Annotated in this window: 8 protein-coding genes; 3 read left to right on the top strand and 5 right to left on the bottom strand. The window is 61.4% G+C overall.

The window, feature by feature from the left end; translation table 11 throughout:
• Window positions 1-517: 517 nt before the first annotated feature.
• The 5 genes from B0919_RS20610 to B0919_RS20630 all read right to left on the bottom strand — a co-directional run bounded on the left by B0919_RS20610 (window position 518) and on the right by B0919_RS20630 (window position 8,577).
• The gene (locus B0919_RS20610) at window positions 518-1,792 is read right to left on the bottom strand and encodes a M16 family metallopeptidase (RefSeq protein ID WP_078014187.1); all 1,275 of its coding nucleotides are present in this window, start codon (window positions 1,790-1,792) and stop codon (window positions 518-520) included.
• Between the two features lie 3 nt (window positions 1,793-1,795).
• Complete coding sequence (porV, locus tag B0919_RS20615) at window positions 1,796-2,989, bottom strand: type IX secretion system outer membrane channel protein PorV (RefSeq protein ID WP_078014188.1); 1,194 nt, start codon at window positions 2,987-2,989, stop codon at window positions 1,796-1,798.
• 53 nt (window positions 2,990-3,042) lie between these two features.
• Window positions 3,043-7,017, bottom strand: a complete 3,975-nt coding sequence (gene porU, locus B0919_RS20620) for a type IX secretion system sortase PorU (RefSeq protein ID WP_078014189.1) — start codon at window positions 7,015-7,017, stop codon at window positions 3,043-3,045.
• A gap of 135 nt (window positions 7,018-7,152) precedes the next feature.
• Complete coding sequence (locus B0919_RS20625) at window positions 7,153-7,926, bottom strand: CDP-alcohol phosphatidyltransferase family protein (protein WP_078014190.1); 774 nt, start codon at window positions 7,924-7,926, stop codon at window positions 7,153-7,155.
• A gap of 12 nt (window positions 7,927-7,938) precedes the next feature.
• Window positions 7,939-8,577, bottom strand: coding sequence for an MBL fold metallo-hydrolase (locus tag B0919_RS20630; RefSeq protein WP_078014191.1), 639 nt, complete (start codon window positions 8,575-8,577; stop codon window positions 7,939-7,941).
• 90 nt (window positions 8,578-8,667) lie between these two features.
• On the opposite strand from B0919_RS20630, the gene B0919_RS20635 reads away from it, so the two are divergent.
• From B0919_RS20635 to B0919_RS20645, 3 genes are all read left to right on the top strand, one after another.
• Complete coding sequence (locus B0919_RS20635) at window positions 8,668-9,765, top strand: NAD(P)/FAD-dependent oxidoreductase (RefSeq protein WP_078014192.1); 1,098 nt, start codon at window positions 8,668-8,670, stop codon at window positions 9,763-9,765.
• Window positions 9,766-9,798: 33 nt separating this feature from the next.
• Window positions 9,799-13,032, top strand: coding sequence for a PD40 domain-containing protein (locus B0919_RS20640; protein ID WP_078014193.1), 3,234 nt, complete (start codon window positions 9,799-9,801; stop codon window positions 13,030-13,032).
• Window positions 13,033-13,159: 127 nt separating this feature from the next.
• Complete coding sequence (locus tag B0919_RS20645) at window positions 13,160-14,707, top strand: T9SS type A sorting domain-containing protein (protein ID WP_078014194.1); 1,548 nt, start codon at window positions 13,160-13,162, stop codon at window positions 14,705-14,707.
• The last annotated feature ends 153 nt before the right edge of the window (window positions 14,708-14,860 follow it).

Here is a 14,860-nt window from a genome sequence, read left to right on the forward strand (position 1 = left end):
GTTAAGCCCCGGAGCGCCCATGGTACTGCCTTCGCCGGCGGGAGAGTCGGTCGCCGCCAACCTTGTCCCTCGCTTCGCCCCCTCGCGGTTCGCCCGCCGAGGGGGCGTCGCTGTTTCTACCCCCCCCCACGGCCCCGCCCTAGGCGCACTCCTCCCGCGTGAGCTGCTCGTTGCAGCTGATGGCCGCCTGCGCCCCTTCCGCCGCCGCCACCAGCGCCTGCTGCGCCGCCGGCGTGGTGTCGCCCGCCGCGTACACCCCTGGAACTGTCGTTAGAATTAGAGCATTATGGGCAACTTTTGCTGTAGCCTATGCCTACACGATATATAGGGCCTGGGTACGTCATGGCCTACGGTATACTATGTATAAGGACGAATCGAGTATTATGAAGTGGCATGCGGGAGTGTGTTGCTCGCCTTAGTCGTATTCTATCGACTGTAAAATCATATACCTAAACTGCTACCATCAGGTACAGATCTAAAAAAGGGAACCTGCATTAATGCAGATTCCCTTTTGCAGTTAGAGCTGGGGGCCAGCTATTACTTCGGTTAAAGAGCTCGGCGACAGATATTCTTGAGCCAGGTTTAGTAACTGTTCAGAATTAACTGATTCTACCTCCGTCAGGAAGCGAGTGTAAAAGTCTGTTGGTAGGCCTAAAAGGACCGTGGAGCGATATTTATCCGTTTGTTCGAAGATGGTACCCAACTCGTTCAAGAACTTGCCCAGAATGTAGTTTCGGACGGTTTCCAGTTCATCAGTCGGGATGGGTTCCTCCTGTAGACGAGCCATTTCTTTGTGTATTTCCGCTACGGCTACAGAGGCATTGCTGGCGTTGACATCAGAACCGATGATTAATGAGCTGGCGTGCTCACGATGCGAGATGCTAGCGTAGATACCGTAAGTAAGCCCCTTGTCTTCGCGAATGTTCTTCATTAGACGTGAGCCAAAGTAGCCGCCTAAGACTTTAACGAGTACTTGGAGGCGGTGGGTCTCGCTGTACTGCGCATTAGGCCATAGACGCCCTAAACGCAAGCTTGCCTGGAGGCTTTCAGCTACAGTTACGTGGTCTAAGCTGGGACCCGGGGTAATGGTCGCGTTAGAGGAAAGAGGAGAGGTGTCGTTTGACGCAGTACCCAAAGCATCGGCAAGTTCACTGATCTGCGTAGGGCTTACATCGCCACAGAGAAATATCTCAGCTTGGGTTAAGTTGTAAGCTTGCTGATGAAATGCTTGCACAGCTTCCGCCGACAGTTGCTGGAAAGTGCTTTCGTTGAAGGCAGAGCCGTAGGGGTGCGTGGGGCCGTAGAGGTTCTGAGAGAATCGCTCAACGGCGCGGTAGCTGGTTTTTTGGCGCTCAACCTTAATGTTCTGAATGGTGCGGGTTTTTATCTGCTCAATTTCAAAAGCCGGGTAAGAGGCGTTGAGCAGTATATCCTGCACCAGCGGCAGCAACTGGCTGAAATGCCGCGACAAACAGAAGAGCGTAAGGGTAGCACGGTCAAACCCTTGTTCGCACTCAAGCGAGGCACCATAAAACGCAACCTGCTCGGCAATCTGCCGAGCGGTACGGGTAGGAGTTCCTTCGAGTATTGCGCGAGCAGCCAGCAGCGACGTGCCGGGCGCGGTGTCGTACCAGCGGCCGGCGGGCAGCACTACCTGCAGGCGAATTACGGGTTGGGCATCGTGAAGCAGCACGTGTAGGCGGGCACCGTTGGCCAGCTGCGACACTTCGGCCGTAGGCAAATCGACCCGGCCAAGTGGCCGGGTCGGGGGAGGAGCAAGACGGTTGAGCATAGATTAGTTGGAGGGCGTGTCGCTGGGAGCCGTGTCGTCGTTTTGGTTGCCGTTGAAGTTGAAGTGCAACGATACGCGGATGGTGTTGGCCAGCGGATTGGCCTGGGAATTGGGAACCAGATAGGCAGCGTCGACGCCGAACACCTGGTACCGCAGGCCCAGACCCAACGACAAGTAGCGACGGTCGCCTTTCATGGGGTTTTCGTAGAAGTAACCTACGCGGGCCGATAGTAGGTCGTTGTACCAATATTCGGCACCGGCCGAGATGTTGATTTCTTTCAGCTCTTCTTTGAAGCCGCCGGGAGCGTCACTGAAGGAGCCGAGAATACCGCTAACAACGCCTTTATTGGCAATTTCCTGGTTTTTGGCTACCACCTGGGCATTGTTGTTGGGCACACCGTCAATGTAGTACGGCGTAGGCACCAGCAGCTTGTTGGCATCGACGGTGAGGGTAATCTTGTTGTAAGCATCCAGCTCGCGCGTGATGGCGGTACCCAGCTTCAGGTTGGTCGGCAGGAAGTCGGCCTGATTGGCGCGCGTGTAGGTGATTTTGTTGCCGATGTTGGACACCGCTGCCCCGAACGAGAGATTATAGTCGGAGGCGGCGATGGTGACGTCGCGGGAATAGTAGGCTCCCAGATCAACGGCTACGGCGTTGCCCGGGCGGCTGTCCTGGCCCTGGTTGCCGGTGAGGTTGGAGCGGATGTAGCGCGCCGTGGCCCCGATGCCAAAGTACTCGCTAAGCTTCTGGCCATACGATACACTGACCGAGTACTCCTTCGGGTTGAAGGTGCCGGTTTCGATGTTGTTGTTGTCGCGGAACTGAATTTCGCCCAGATCAAAGTAGGTGAGCGAAGCAGCCAGCGCCGACCGTTGGCCGAACTTTTTGTACCCCGACAGTGCCGAAATGCTCATGTCGTCGGTCACGTTGCGCAGCCACGGCGTGTAGGAAGCCGATGCGCCGTAAGGGTTCTGCAGAAACCCAAGCTTGCCCACGTTGTGAAAGGGCGCATTGGCATCGGGTGACGTTGCTGCTCCCGCATCACCGAGGGCGGCAGCCCGGGCATCGGGGCTGATCGTGACGAACGGAACGGCCGTAGTGATGGTGTTAGGCTGTTGCTGGGCCTGAGCAGAGGCAGCCCAAGCGAGCAGGGCGGGCAGCAGCAAATGCGAAGCCGTCGGTTTCGGGAAAAACATACGCGAAAGAAGAGTTCGGGAAAGTCGGAAGGTAGACAAAAGGCAGAAAGTGGTTAGTTGAGCAACACCAGCTTTTCGAATTTGCTGACTTGCGCGTCGCGGGAGGTGCGCACGCTGATGCGGTACACATAAACGCCCCGCGCCAGCTGATCATTGTAATCGTCGCGCCCGTCCCACGAGATGCTGCGCACGTGCGAGTCGCTATTGGGAATATTAGCAATCAGGGTACGTACAAGCTTACCGGAGACGGTGAAGATTTGTACCTGCACGTCCAGGTCCTCGCCGAAGCGGTTGTGGTCGAAGTGGAAGGTGGTGTGGTTGGCAAACGGGTTGGGGTAGTTCAGCACGTGGTCCAAGGCCATCTTATCATTCTTGGCCACGATGAACTCAATTTCCTTCTCGGACGAGTTGTTGAACGTATCCCAGGCCTTGACACGTAGCACGTGAGGCCCTACGGTCAGGTTTTTGAACAGGTACCGCACTTCCCCGCGCGTCAGGCTATCGGTATCGGCTGAGTAGAACTCGTTCAGGACCGTTACCTTGGTGGGGTCGTTGTCGAGGGTAGCGGTCAGCTCGTGGCCGATGCCGGTGCCGGCCGTATTGATGCCACTCGCGTCGCGGAGCTTGGCAATAAGCTTGGTATCTGTCTTGGTCAGGCCACCAAACACGAATGCCTCGGTATCCATGGCCAAGCGGATGTTGGGCGGAATGGTGTCGTTGAGGGCCGTGGGGGCAGCGCCGCCTACCACTACGCGCGGGCTGGAGCCGTGCGCATCGACGTTATTCTGCTCGTCGTAGGCGTAGAAGCTGATCTTGCCGAACCCGTAGCGGTAGTTAATGTCTTTGGGCACCACAAACTGCACGGAGAAGCGGCCGCCGGTGACGGTGGCTTTGCCGTCGTAAATCACGTCGCGCTGCACGCGCACCGACACCGTATCGTTTTCGTTGCCGAGGGTGCGTACGAGCGAGGGTTTCTCATATACCGTGATTTGGGCTTCTCCCTTGAAGCCCGCTTGCAGGACCCGCGAAGTCGGATCAATTACCTCCCCTTCCAGCTGCACCCGTTGCAGAGCCCGGATGGTGTCGAGGGGCGCGTGGTTGGGGTCGTTGGCGGCGCTGAGGCGCGTGGTGCGCACGGCGAGCTGTGGCAACGCCAGGCGCATGGTGGGGTCGCCAATCAGAGTGAAGTTGCGGTTGACGACATCCAAGCCATCGTTGTTCTTGCCAAACACGATTACATCACCCAGACGCGGCCAGCTACCATTGGCGTTGCGCTTGAACTGAGCTTCGTAAAAGCGGCTGGCCAGGGCTTGGTTGTTGTTAGAGTACACCAGGCGAGTAGTAGTGAACAGCCCGATGGCCCCGGCGGGGGTATCAGTAAATACCTGTTCGCCCGCCGATACAAACTTCGGGTCGTCGTACCAGGCGAAGTCACAGGTAGCGGTGAGCAGGAAAGACAGGCGCTGCTGGTTTTGCAACTGCGCAATCGAGGCGTTGTTCAGGATCTGTTCGTCGGTCCAGCCCTGCGGCCCGCCGTGCCCCGAATAGCTGACCATCAGGGAGCCTTGCTCCAGGGCCGCATCCAGGGCCGCGCTGGCGTCCGGGGAGCGTTGGCCGCCCGAGGTGCTCAGCTGCGGGTACATATCCAGGTATACTTTATTGACCTGGAAATCTGGGCGGTTCTGAACAAACGGGGCCGTGGCGGTTTCCGAGTCGTAAAGGTGCAGGTTGGAGTCGCCGTCATCGGCCACGAAGGTGAGACGGTTGCGCCACTTGCCCTGGGTGCCGCTAGCTTCGCCAGCCCGGTCATAGGCTTTGATTTTGGCTACCAGCCCGGTTGCATCGAGCGTGGCCGTGCCCTGCGTATTGCGCAGGCGCACCGGCAGACGTCCAATCGCCGCATCCATCATATCATTGCTGGCGGAGCCATCTTCCGCCCACTCGCCCTCCTCGTCGTCCAGGTAGCCGTAGTAGTCATCAGAGCAGTAGGAAGGCTGCACGCCTACCTTGGCGAAGGACGAGATAGACTCGTAAGTGGGAACGTAGTTCTGGTTGTCGGCATCCTTCAGCACGCGGTTGCTCCACCAAGCGGGCAAGTCGGCGACGCTGTTCGACGGGTCGCTCTTGTAGTCGTAGGACGCGTCGCCGAAGAGGAGCACGTACAGCTTGCCGGTCCGGCCGGTGGGCCGGTCGTAGATCATCTTGATAAAGTCGCGGATAGCGGTAACGTCCTGGCCACCCGAGCTGAACTCGTTGTAGATCTGGTTGGTCGTAACGACCTGCGGGTGAAACCCGTCGTGCGTTTCGCGGTAGCGACCCAACTCAGTGGCCTGCGCCACAAATGCCGGCGACGTAATAATGAGGAGGTCAACGGGGGAGGTAGTGGCCAGCGCGTGCAGGTTTTGGCGGCCTACCCGGCCAAACGCACGCGGCGTGCTCGTGCTGGTGCTACCGGGCGTAAAGGCGACGTATTCGCGCACAGCACTGGTGCTGGCCAGAAAACGGCCGCTACTATGTGCGACGTTTTGTACCTGCAGCGGGTTGGTAACGTCCCAGACAACGGTATTGGCGGCCACGTTCTGCACCTCAAAGGTGCTGAGGGCGTTCGGGGCTACGTTCGTGAGTGAGCGAAAGAGCAACGGGGTGCCGCCTAGCGTAAGTTGGCGCCGCGCCTGGATTTCGATGTAGTCGAGGTAACCAACGGCCGAGGGGTCGACGGCAGATCCGTTGAAGGTGAGTTCTACGGTCAGATCCGTCGTGCCAGCGGGGGCCAGCGTGGAGTACGTCTTTACGTCAGTATTGGCAAGCTCGGGGTAACAGTACGGCGTGCTGGGGTCGCAGCTGAGGCTACGAACAGTTTGCGGCGCGCCGAGGCTGGTGCCATTGAGCGTCAGACCGAAGCTACTGGGGGCAAAAACCTGCCCGGGCAGCGACGTGGCCGCTACCGATGAGGTAACCAGCAGCGGGGAGCCGGGCACCAGGTTGGTGATTTCGCGGAACGGCGCCGTCTTGGAGGTGTTCGGGTTCAGCCCTTCACCCAGCCACTGGCGGCCGGAGTGAAGCAGGTTGATGTACTCCCGTTCGTAAAAGAAGTGGTCGGTGTACTCGCGGATGGTAGCCGTGGGCGTACCACTGACGGCAGGCCGGTTGGTCACGCGCCGGCCGTTGGTATTGCCGACCGTCAGAAAGTAGTAAGCGGTATCGGTGTAGATGTTAAGCTGGTGGGCAAACTGCTGGTTCTGGAGCTTCCAAGTGTGCGGGCCCGACGAATAAAACAGGAAATACTCGTCGCTGTCGAAGGTGGCGTTGTTGCTGCCGTTATCGGCGAAGTAGATGGCATTTTCCACCAAGTCGTCGGGGCGGGCGGCGCGGTTGGACTGCGGAAGCATGCCGAGGCCGTAGCCATACAGCTGCAGGCGGCGCGGGTCAAGCGACTGAACAGGCAGGCCCAGGGCCTGTAGAAAGTTGCGGTCGAGCTTGAACACGCCCCCATTACCAACCTCGTTGCTGGGCACGCCAATCTTAAACCAGTCGCCGGTGTTCAGGGCCGAAGTGGTGGCGTACGTGCGCGTGGTGCGGGCCTGCGGCGGCGTTTCGGTGCGGAACGTGTATTGGAAGCTGGTAAGCTTTTCCAGTTGCCCGCTGAGGGCATTGCGGCGTACGGCCGTCACGGAGGCCAGCGTCAGAGCCTGGTGGTTGGAGGTGCCGTGATGCAGCGTAACCTGAGCGGCCGCCGGCACCTGAACGCCGGCAAAAGCGGCGGCTTCCTGGGTGGTAAAAGCCGCGTAGCGCGGCTCCACGATCTGTACTTCGCTTACGTAGCCGTCGAGGGACAGGCTCACGCTCGGAATGCGCTGGCCGGGCTCAAAAACGGCATCGGTGAAGCTAGGAACCCGGACGCCCGCGCCGCGCGTGGGAAATACCGTGGCCTGACCGCTCCAACTCAGCGTCACTGGCGCATTGGTAGCCTGGCCGTGCGCCTGCCACGTAAAGCTTACCAGTACCAACAACAAAGTAAAAAGCCGCATAAAGAGCAGATAAGTGGGTGGTGAAGCAGGAGCGGGGTATGCCGGGTGGCCCCTAAACAACTAAGCAGACTAGTGCGTTCAGTTAGCGGAACTTACAACTCACCGGCGCGCAAAATATTGTGCAGCTGCTATGCCTTAATGAGCCGGGGCGGGGCGGCTGACCAACGACAGCACCACGTACAGCAAGATAATCAGCGGGACGGCGGCGGCGTGCAGCAGCACCAGCAGGGCCACTGACAAGAGCAGAAACACGAAACGCAGGGAATTGTCGCGCCAGGTGAAGTTTTTGAACTTGAGCGCAAACAGCGGTAGCTCGGCCACCAGCAGGCCCGACATCAGGAACGTGAGGCCCAGCAGCACCCACGGGTTCAGGATAATATTGTGCAGGCCAAAGCTGTCGTAGGCCAGAATCACCGGCAGCGACACAATCAGCATGGTATTGGCCGGGGTAGGCACGCCGATAAAGGAATCGGACTGGCGGGTGTCGTTGTTGAACTTGGCCAGGCGCAGCGCGGAGAAGATGCTGACGGTGAAAGCCAGGTAGGCAAGGCTATTGGGCAGCTGCGTCTGCAGCAGCGCGTGCTGCAACATCTTAAACAGCACGGCGCCCGGCACTACGCCGAACGACACCATATCGGCCAGCGAATCCAAGTCCTTGCCGATGGGGGAAGAGACGTGCAGGGCCCGCGCCACGAGGCCGTCGAAGAAATCGGCCACGGCCGCAATACCGATCAGGTAGGCGGCCGGCACCAGCAGCGACCAGGGCGAGTAGCCGGGGTCGGTGGACAACTCCTTTTCGTGGACGATAAAGGTATCGGGCCCGTAGCTCAGGATGATGCTCAGCGCCACGCAGCCGCACAGCAGATTCAGGCAGGTGAGGGCGTTGGGTAGGTGGTTTTTGATAGCCATCAGCGAATAAGACTAGCGCAGGAAAGGATTGGAAGCACGCTCGACGCCGACCGTGGTGGCCGGGCCGTGGCCGGGGTACACGGTGGTATCGTCGGGCAGGGTGAGCAGCTGATCCTGGATGCTGCGAATGAGCGTGTCGTAGTCGCCGCCAGGCAAATCGGTGCGACCGATGCTGCCGCGGAAGAGCACGTCGCCGCCGATGACGGTCTTGGTCGGCGCGTGGTAGAACACCACGTGGCCGGGCGCGTGGCCGGGCGCAAAGCGCACTTCCAGCTCCGTCTGGCCGAAGCGCAGCGGCTCGCCGGGCGTCAGAAAGCCCGTGGGCTCGGCGGGCGCGTAGAGCGGAAAGCCGTAGTTGGGCGCGTACGTCGGCACGGCGCGCAGGGTGGCCAGGTCGGCTTCGTGGATGAGAAAGGGCGTGCCGGGGTAAGTATCGAGCACGAACTGGTTGCCGAACACGTGGTCGATGTGGCAGTGCGTGTTCAGCAGCAACTCCACCCGCAGGTTGTTGTCGGTGATAAACTGACGCAGGGCCTGCTGCTCGGCGCGGTCGTAGCAACCCGGGTCGACGACGGCGCAGGCACCGGAGGCATCGTGCAGCAGGTAAGTGTTTTCGGAAAAGGCGTTGAACGTAAAGCCTGAAACGGTCATGCAGATAGGAAAAAGCCCGGCCACACGGCGGGCAAAGAAGGGGAGGGAAAGTTACACAATCAGCCGCGCAAAGTCCGTATTTTGCCCGGAATGCAAGAACAAGCCGATTACCTGATAGTGGGCCACGGCCTGGCCGGCGCCACGCTGGCCTGGGAGCTGCGCCGCCGCGGCCGGAGCGTGCTGGTGCTCGATGCCTACCAGCCCGACTCGGCTACGCGCGTAGCTGCCGGGCTCATCAACCCGGTGGCCGGTAAGCGCTTTGCCCTGGCCTGGCGCATTGATGAGCTGCTGCCCGCCGCGCGGACTTTTTACCGCGCCCTCGAAGCCGAATTCGGCCAGCTACTCTTCTTCGAAAAGCCCATTCTGAAGCTATTTAGCTCGGTACGCGAGCAAAACGACATTCTGGCCCGCTCAGCCGGCAACCCCTGGGGCGACTACGTGGCCGACCCCGTCCGGCCGCTGCCCGAGGTACCGGGCGTGCAGCAGCCCTTTGGCGGGCTGGAGCTGCGCCGCGGCGGCTGGGTGGATACCACGGCGGTACTGGAAAACCTGACGCAGGCAGGCCGCGAAAATGGCTGGCTGCGCGCCGAAACTTTTGTGCCGGAGCAGCTTGTTGCCGATGCAACCGGCGTCAGCTACGGCCCCGGCTTGCGCGTTGGGCGCGTGGTGTTCTGCGAAGGCGCCGCCGTGACGCGCAATCCGTGGTTTAACTGGCTGCCGGTGACTCCCAACCAAGGCGAAGTGCTCGACGTGGAAGCGCCGGCGCTGCCCACCAATTACGTGCTCAACCGCGGCGCCTACGTGGTGCCGCTCGGCGACGGGCGCGTGCGGGTGGGGGCGACGTACCGCTGGCCCCCGTTTGCCACCGAACCCACCGCCGACGCCCGCCAGGAGCTGACCCAGCGCCTGCGCGAGTTGACCACGGTGCCGTTCCAGGTAACGGGCCAGCGGGTGGGCGTGCGGCCCGCCGTGCGCGACCGGAAGCCACTGTTGGGCACGCACCCGGCGCATCCGGCGCTGGCCGTGTTCAACGGGTTGGGCTCGAAAGGCGTGCTGCTGGCCCCGCGGCTGGCGCAGGTACTGGCCGACGCTTTAGAAACCGGCGCGGAAGTGTGGCCGGAAGTCAATATTATTCGTTATCAGGCGTTGTATATGGCTGCGCCGCCTACGGCCGTAGCACCTGCCTGATCTTCTTCTCATTCTGCCATTTCACGGCTGTTTATGAAGCACTTGTCCTTACTGTCGCCCCGCCTGCGCTGGGGCGCGCTGAGCTTGCCGGTCCTGGGGCTGGCGCTGCTGGTCCCCGGTGGGCCGGTGCAGGCTCAAACGGCGCAGGAAAGCTTTGGCCGTACCCGCATTCAGTACAAGACGTTTGAGTGGCAGCTGCTGAGCACGGCCAACTTCAACGTGTACTACTACCAGGGCGGCGAGGCCATGGCCCGCCGCGCCGCCGAGTACGCCGAGCAGGAGCTGCAGCGCATCACCGCGCTCATCGGGTACTACCCGTACTCGAAGACCACTATCATGCTCTACAACTCGGTGGGCGACCTGCGCCAGAGCAACATCGGGCTGAACGACGACAAGTACCAGATGGGCGGCGAAACCTCGCTGCTGCGCATGACCAAGGTGCAGCTGGCCTTTCAGGGGCAGCAAACCCAGTTCAAGCGCGACCTGAGCTACCAGGTGACCAAGGTGCTGCTCAACGACATGATGTACGGCGGCTCGCTCAAGGAAGTCATCCAAAGCAGCTACCTGCTACAGCTGCCCGACTGGTTCGTGTCCGGCGCTTCGGCTTACGCGGCCGAGGGGTGGAGCGTGGACATGGACGACTACATGCGGGACATGACGCAGAAGATTGAGAAGGACAAAGCCGCTCAGTTCTTCGTGCGCAACCCCGAGCTGGCCGGCCAGAGCATGTGGAACTACATTGCGGAGCGCTACGGCTACACCAGCATTCAGAACATCCTGAACCTGACGCGCATCACGCGCGACGTGGAAACCGGCATCAGCTCCTCGCTGAACGTGCCCTACAAGCAGTTTGTGCGCGACTGGCTGGGCTACTACCGCCAGCTGAACGCCCAGCCCGAAACGGCCTACGCCCTGCCCGACGAGCAACATCAGCTCATGCGCCGCAACAAGCGCGGCCTGAGCTACAACGAGCCCGTCATCAGCCCCAACGGGCAGCTGCTGGCCTACACCGAAACCGACCGCGGCCACTACCGCGTCATCGTGTCGAACGTGGACGGCTCGGGCAAGCACTTGGTGTACAGCGGCGGCTACCGTTCGCCCGACCAGGAGGTGGACCGCCGCCTGCCGGTGCTGGCCTGGCGCAACAACCAGCAGCTGGCCGTGGCCGAAGAAAGCCGCGGACACATGGTGCTGCGGTTGCGCTCGGCCAACGGTGGCGCTTTTGGTATTGTGGCCCGCTTAAAAGAAGCCCTGCCGTTTGTGGGCGACCGGGGCAGCAGTGTGTTTAATCCGTACTCGCAGGTGCTGAGCATGGGCTACTCGCCCGATGGCAAAGCCTTAGCCTTTAGCGGCGTGCGCAACGGGCAGGCCGATCTGTACCTGCTGCGTGCCGGCAGCCGGCAGCCCGAGCGGCTCACCAATGACGTGTTCGACGACGTGCAGCCGGTGTTCCTGCCCGACGGGCAGTCCCTCGTGTTCAGCTCCAACCGCTGGCTCGACTCGGCCGGCACGGCCCGGGGCTCCTTCAAGGCCGTCGTCAACAACTACGACCTGTTTCGCTACCGCCTCGACGGCTCGGCGCAGCCCATCGAGCAGCTGGTGGCTACCATCTCCAACGAGTCGCGGCCGCGGGTGCTGTCGCAGGACGAGATACTGTACCTGAGCGAGGAAAGCGGCGTGCGCAGCGTGCAGCGCTACAACCTGACCACCAAGCAGCACACGCCCGTCACCAGCTTCTTGAACAACCTCAAGAGCTTCGACTACAACCCGACGACGGGCGCGCTGGGCTTCGTGGCAGCCGACCGCTCGCGCGACTTCGTGTACGCGTATCCCAAGTACGAGCTGCCGCAGGACCTGAAGCTGAGCAAAACGGCCCGCCAGGAAATTCTGGAGGACCGCTCGGCCGCCGCGGCCCGCCCCAAGCCCAAGCCGCAGCCGGCCCCGGTGCCAAACAACAGCGACGCGAACATTCAGCAGGCAGCGCCCCCGCGCAACCAGGGCGTGGACGTGAGCGACTACCAGTTTGAGGAGGATGCGCCCAAGTCGCGCCAGCGCCGCCCCGCCACCGTGGTGAAGAAACCCACCACGGCGCCGGCTCTGGGCGTGACCGGCCCCGTGCGCTACGACACGCGCTTCAGCCTCGACAACGTGGTGTCGACCATCTACACCGATCCGCTGCTGGGCTTTGGCTTTATCGGGCAGGCCAGCATGTCGGACTTGTTTGAGGACCACCGCATTCGGGCGGGCATCTTCGCGCTGACGGACCTGCGCACCAGCAGCATGTTTGCGGAGTACACCAACCTGAAGCACCGCTACGACTGGAGCATCGGCTTCCAGAAGCAGAGCTACTACGTGAGCAACGAGTCCATTGCCAACATCTACATGGGCCGCTACGAGGTGACGCCGGGCATTTCCTACCCGCTCTCGCACAACGTGAGCGTGCGGGCCAACCTGCGCTACGTCAACACCACGTACTCGAACCTGGACGATATCGGCCTCTCCGACCGCCGCGACAATTTCCTGGGCGGCAGCGGTGAGCTGGTGTTCGACAACTCCATTGCCACAGGAGTAAACATGCTGGAAGGCACCCGCATGAAGGTGGGCGTGATGAAGCTGAAGGAGCTGGACAACCCCGACGGTGACTTTGGCAAGGTGTACGTGGACCTGCGCCACTACCAGAAGGTGCACCGGCAGATCATTTGGGCCAACCGCGCCAGCTACGGGCAGTTCTTCGGCAACTCGCCCAAGGTGTTCCGGGTAGGCGGCATGGACAACTGGCTGAACTCGCGCACCGACGACGGCCGCGAAGTGGTGCCGCAAACCGGCGCCTCACCCGCCGACTTCTTCTACCAGCAGTTTGTGACCAATCTGCGCGGCTTCAACTACAACTCCCGCTCGGGTCCCAAGTTCGTGCTCTTCAACTCGGAGTTGCGCGTGCCGATAGTCCAATACCTGTCGCGCAAGCCTATTTACTCGGGCTTCTTCCGCAATCTGCAACTGACCGGCTTCGCCGATGCTGGCACGGCCTACAAGGGCGCTAACCCCTTCAACTTCAACAACTCGGTTAACACGGTGGATTACGCCGGCAACGGCAACTCCTTCTCGGGCACGGTGACCAACTTCCAGAACCCCTTCCTGATTGGCTACGGCGCGGGCATGCGCACCACGCTGCTGGGTTTCTACGGCAAGCTGGACGTGGCCTGGGGCCGCGAAAACGGGCAGGAGAAAGGACCGAAGTTCTACCTCTCGCTCGGCTACGACTTCTAAGCTGCTTCGCCGTGCTTATCATACAAAACGCCCTGCCCATCGGCAGGGCGTTTTGCGTTTATGACTTGGCGGCGGCACAAGATGCCGTTCCGCTGTTTCTTTGTGGAATCACTTTCCCTCGCTCGCTATGAAAAAACACCTACTGCTATTCCTGTTGCTACTCAGCATCGTGCCCGCCTGGGCGCAGTACCAGACCCCCGGCACCGGCCGGCGCTTCACCCTGGCCCAGCTCAGCACCGCGGCCGGTGCCGGCTACGTGGCCCAGGCTGGCACTGAATGGCGCATCAACGACACCATTCGTCTCTCGCCGACGGATACGCTCAGCATCACCACCAACGAAACCATCCGGCTGGCGGCGCTGGCGTTGGTATACATTGATGGCACGCTACTGATCAACCCGCCGGACTCGGTGAAGCTGACGGCGCAAAACCCGGCCATGCCTTGGCACAGCCTCGCGTTTTCGAGCACCAGCGGAGCCTCGCGCCTGCGCCGCACGGTGATTGAATATAGCGCCGGGGTGCGGGCCAACGGGGCCAATATTCAGCTGCTAGGTTGCGTGCTGCGGCGCAATGTGGCCACGCTGACCACGCCCTCGGGTACGCGTTCGATCAGCAACGGGGCCCTGAGCTTGTCGGGCAACCGGGCGCTGGTGCAGGGCTGCCGCTTCGTGGCTAATGCCCGCTCGGGTATTATTTCGCCGGCCAACATTGCCACGTCGCCCATCATTCAGGACTGCCAGTTTCTGCTCAACAACACCGACAACGGTAACTACCCGCAGATCAACCTTGGTCCCGGCGACCCGGCGCAGCCCATTCAGGTGGAGCGTTGCCTGATTGTGGGCAGCCTGGCGACGAACATGGCCGGCGGCATTGGCTTGTCGAACCTGCTGGGCGGCTCCTCGGTGACGCAGGCGGTGGTGCGGCGCAACATCATCCGCAACAACCGCTACGGACTGACGGTAACGGCCACCAACTACAACGCCTACATCACCCAGAACCTCATCGAGAACAACAACACCAACCCCAACACCCAAACCGGCGGCAGCGGGCTGAACTTCACCGGCACCCAGTCGCAAACCGGCGTGGTGTCGCGCAACATCATCCGCGGCAATCAGTGGGGCGTGACCGTCCTGAAATCGAGTACCACGGCCGCGGGCGGGCCGCGCATCAGCTTCGGTAACTTGGCCAGCGCCGATACCACCGACCGCGGTTTCAACGTGCTGGCCGGCAACGGCAACAGCGGTGCGGTCTACGATCTGTTCAACAACAACGTCACCACCGACACCATCCGGGCCGAAAACAACTGGTGGGGCACCGCCGTGCAGGCCGATATCGAGGCCCACATCATGCACAAGACCGACAACGCCACGTACGGCTTCGTGGATTACCAGCCCTTCCGCACCCTGGGCCCACTGGCGACCCGCTCCGCGAAGCCACTGGCCCTGGAAGTATACCCCAACCCCGCCCGTGAGGCCGTGACGCTGCAAGCCCCGGCCGCCGGCCGCGTGGCCGTGACGCTGCTGGACGCCGCCGGCCGCGTGGTGCGCCAGCAAACCCTGATGGCTACTGCCGATGGGCGCGTAGCACTGAAGCTGAGCGGCTTAGGCAAAGGCTTGTACCTGTACCGTGCTACCCAAGGGGAGCGTACCGCCAGCGGGCGTCTGCTGGTCGAGTAAGGCGGCTGCGGCAGTAACATCTTTAGGCGAGCCGGCTCCTTCAGGGGGCCGGCTCGCGGCTTTTACGCGCGGCATGCCTCACATATTCAAGGGGCCACACCCCCTTTCCGGCTATTGGGTTGTATCTTTGCAGTCCCGCAACCCACCCGACTG

It is taken from the genome of Hymenobacter sp. CRA2 (assembly GCF_002007105.1).
Taxonomy (GTDB): Bacteria; Bacteroidota; Bacteroidia; order Cytophagales; family Hymenobacteraceae; genus Solirubrum.

Excerpts from the sequence above, each read along its gene's own strand:
- B0919_RS20625 (WP_078014190.1), bottom strand. The coding sequence starts at position 7,926 with ATGGCTATCAAAAACCACCTACCCAACGCCCTCACCTGCCTGAATCTG.
- B0919_RS20640 (WP_078014193.1), top strand. The coding sequence starts at position 9,799 with ATGAAGCACTTGTCCTTACTGTCGCCCCGCCTGCGCTGGGGCGCGCTG.
- B0919_RS20645 (WP_078014194.1), top strand. The coding sequence starts at position 13,160 with ATGAAAAAACACCTACTGCTATTCCTGTTGCTACTCAGCATCGTGCCC.
- B0919_RS20635 (WP_078014192.1), top strand. The coding sequence starts at position 8,668 with ATGCAAGAACAAGCCGATTACCTGATAGTGGGCCACGGCCTGGCCGGC.
- B0919_RS20610 (WP_078014187.1), bottom strand. The coding sequence starts at position 1,792 with ATGCTCAACCGTCTTGCTCCTCCCCCGACCCGGCCACTTGGCCGGGTC.
- porV (WP_078014188.1), bottom strand. The coding sequence starts at position 2,989 with ATGTTTTTCCCGAAACCGACGGCTTCGCATTTGCTGCTGCCCGCCCTG.
- porU (WP_078014189.1), bottom strand. The coding sequence starts at position 7,017 with ATGCGGCTTTTTACTTTGTTGTTGGTACTGGTAAGCTTTACGTGGCAG.
- B0919_RS20630 (WP_078014191.1), bottom strand. The coding sequence starts at position 8,577 with ATGACCGTTTCAGGCTTTACGTTCAACGCCTTTTCCGAAAACACTTAC.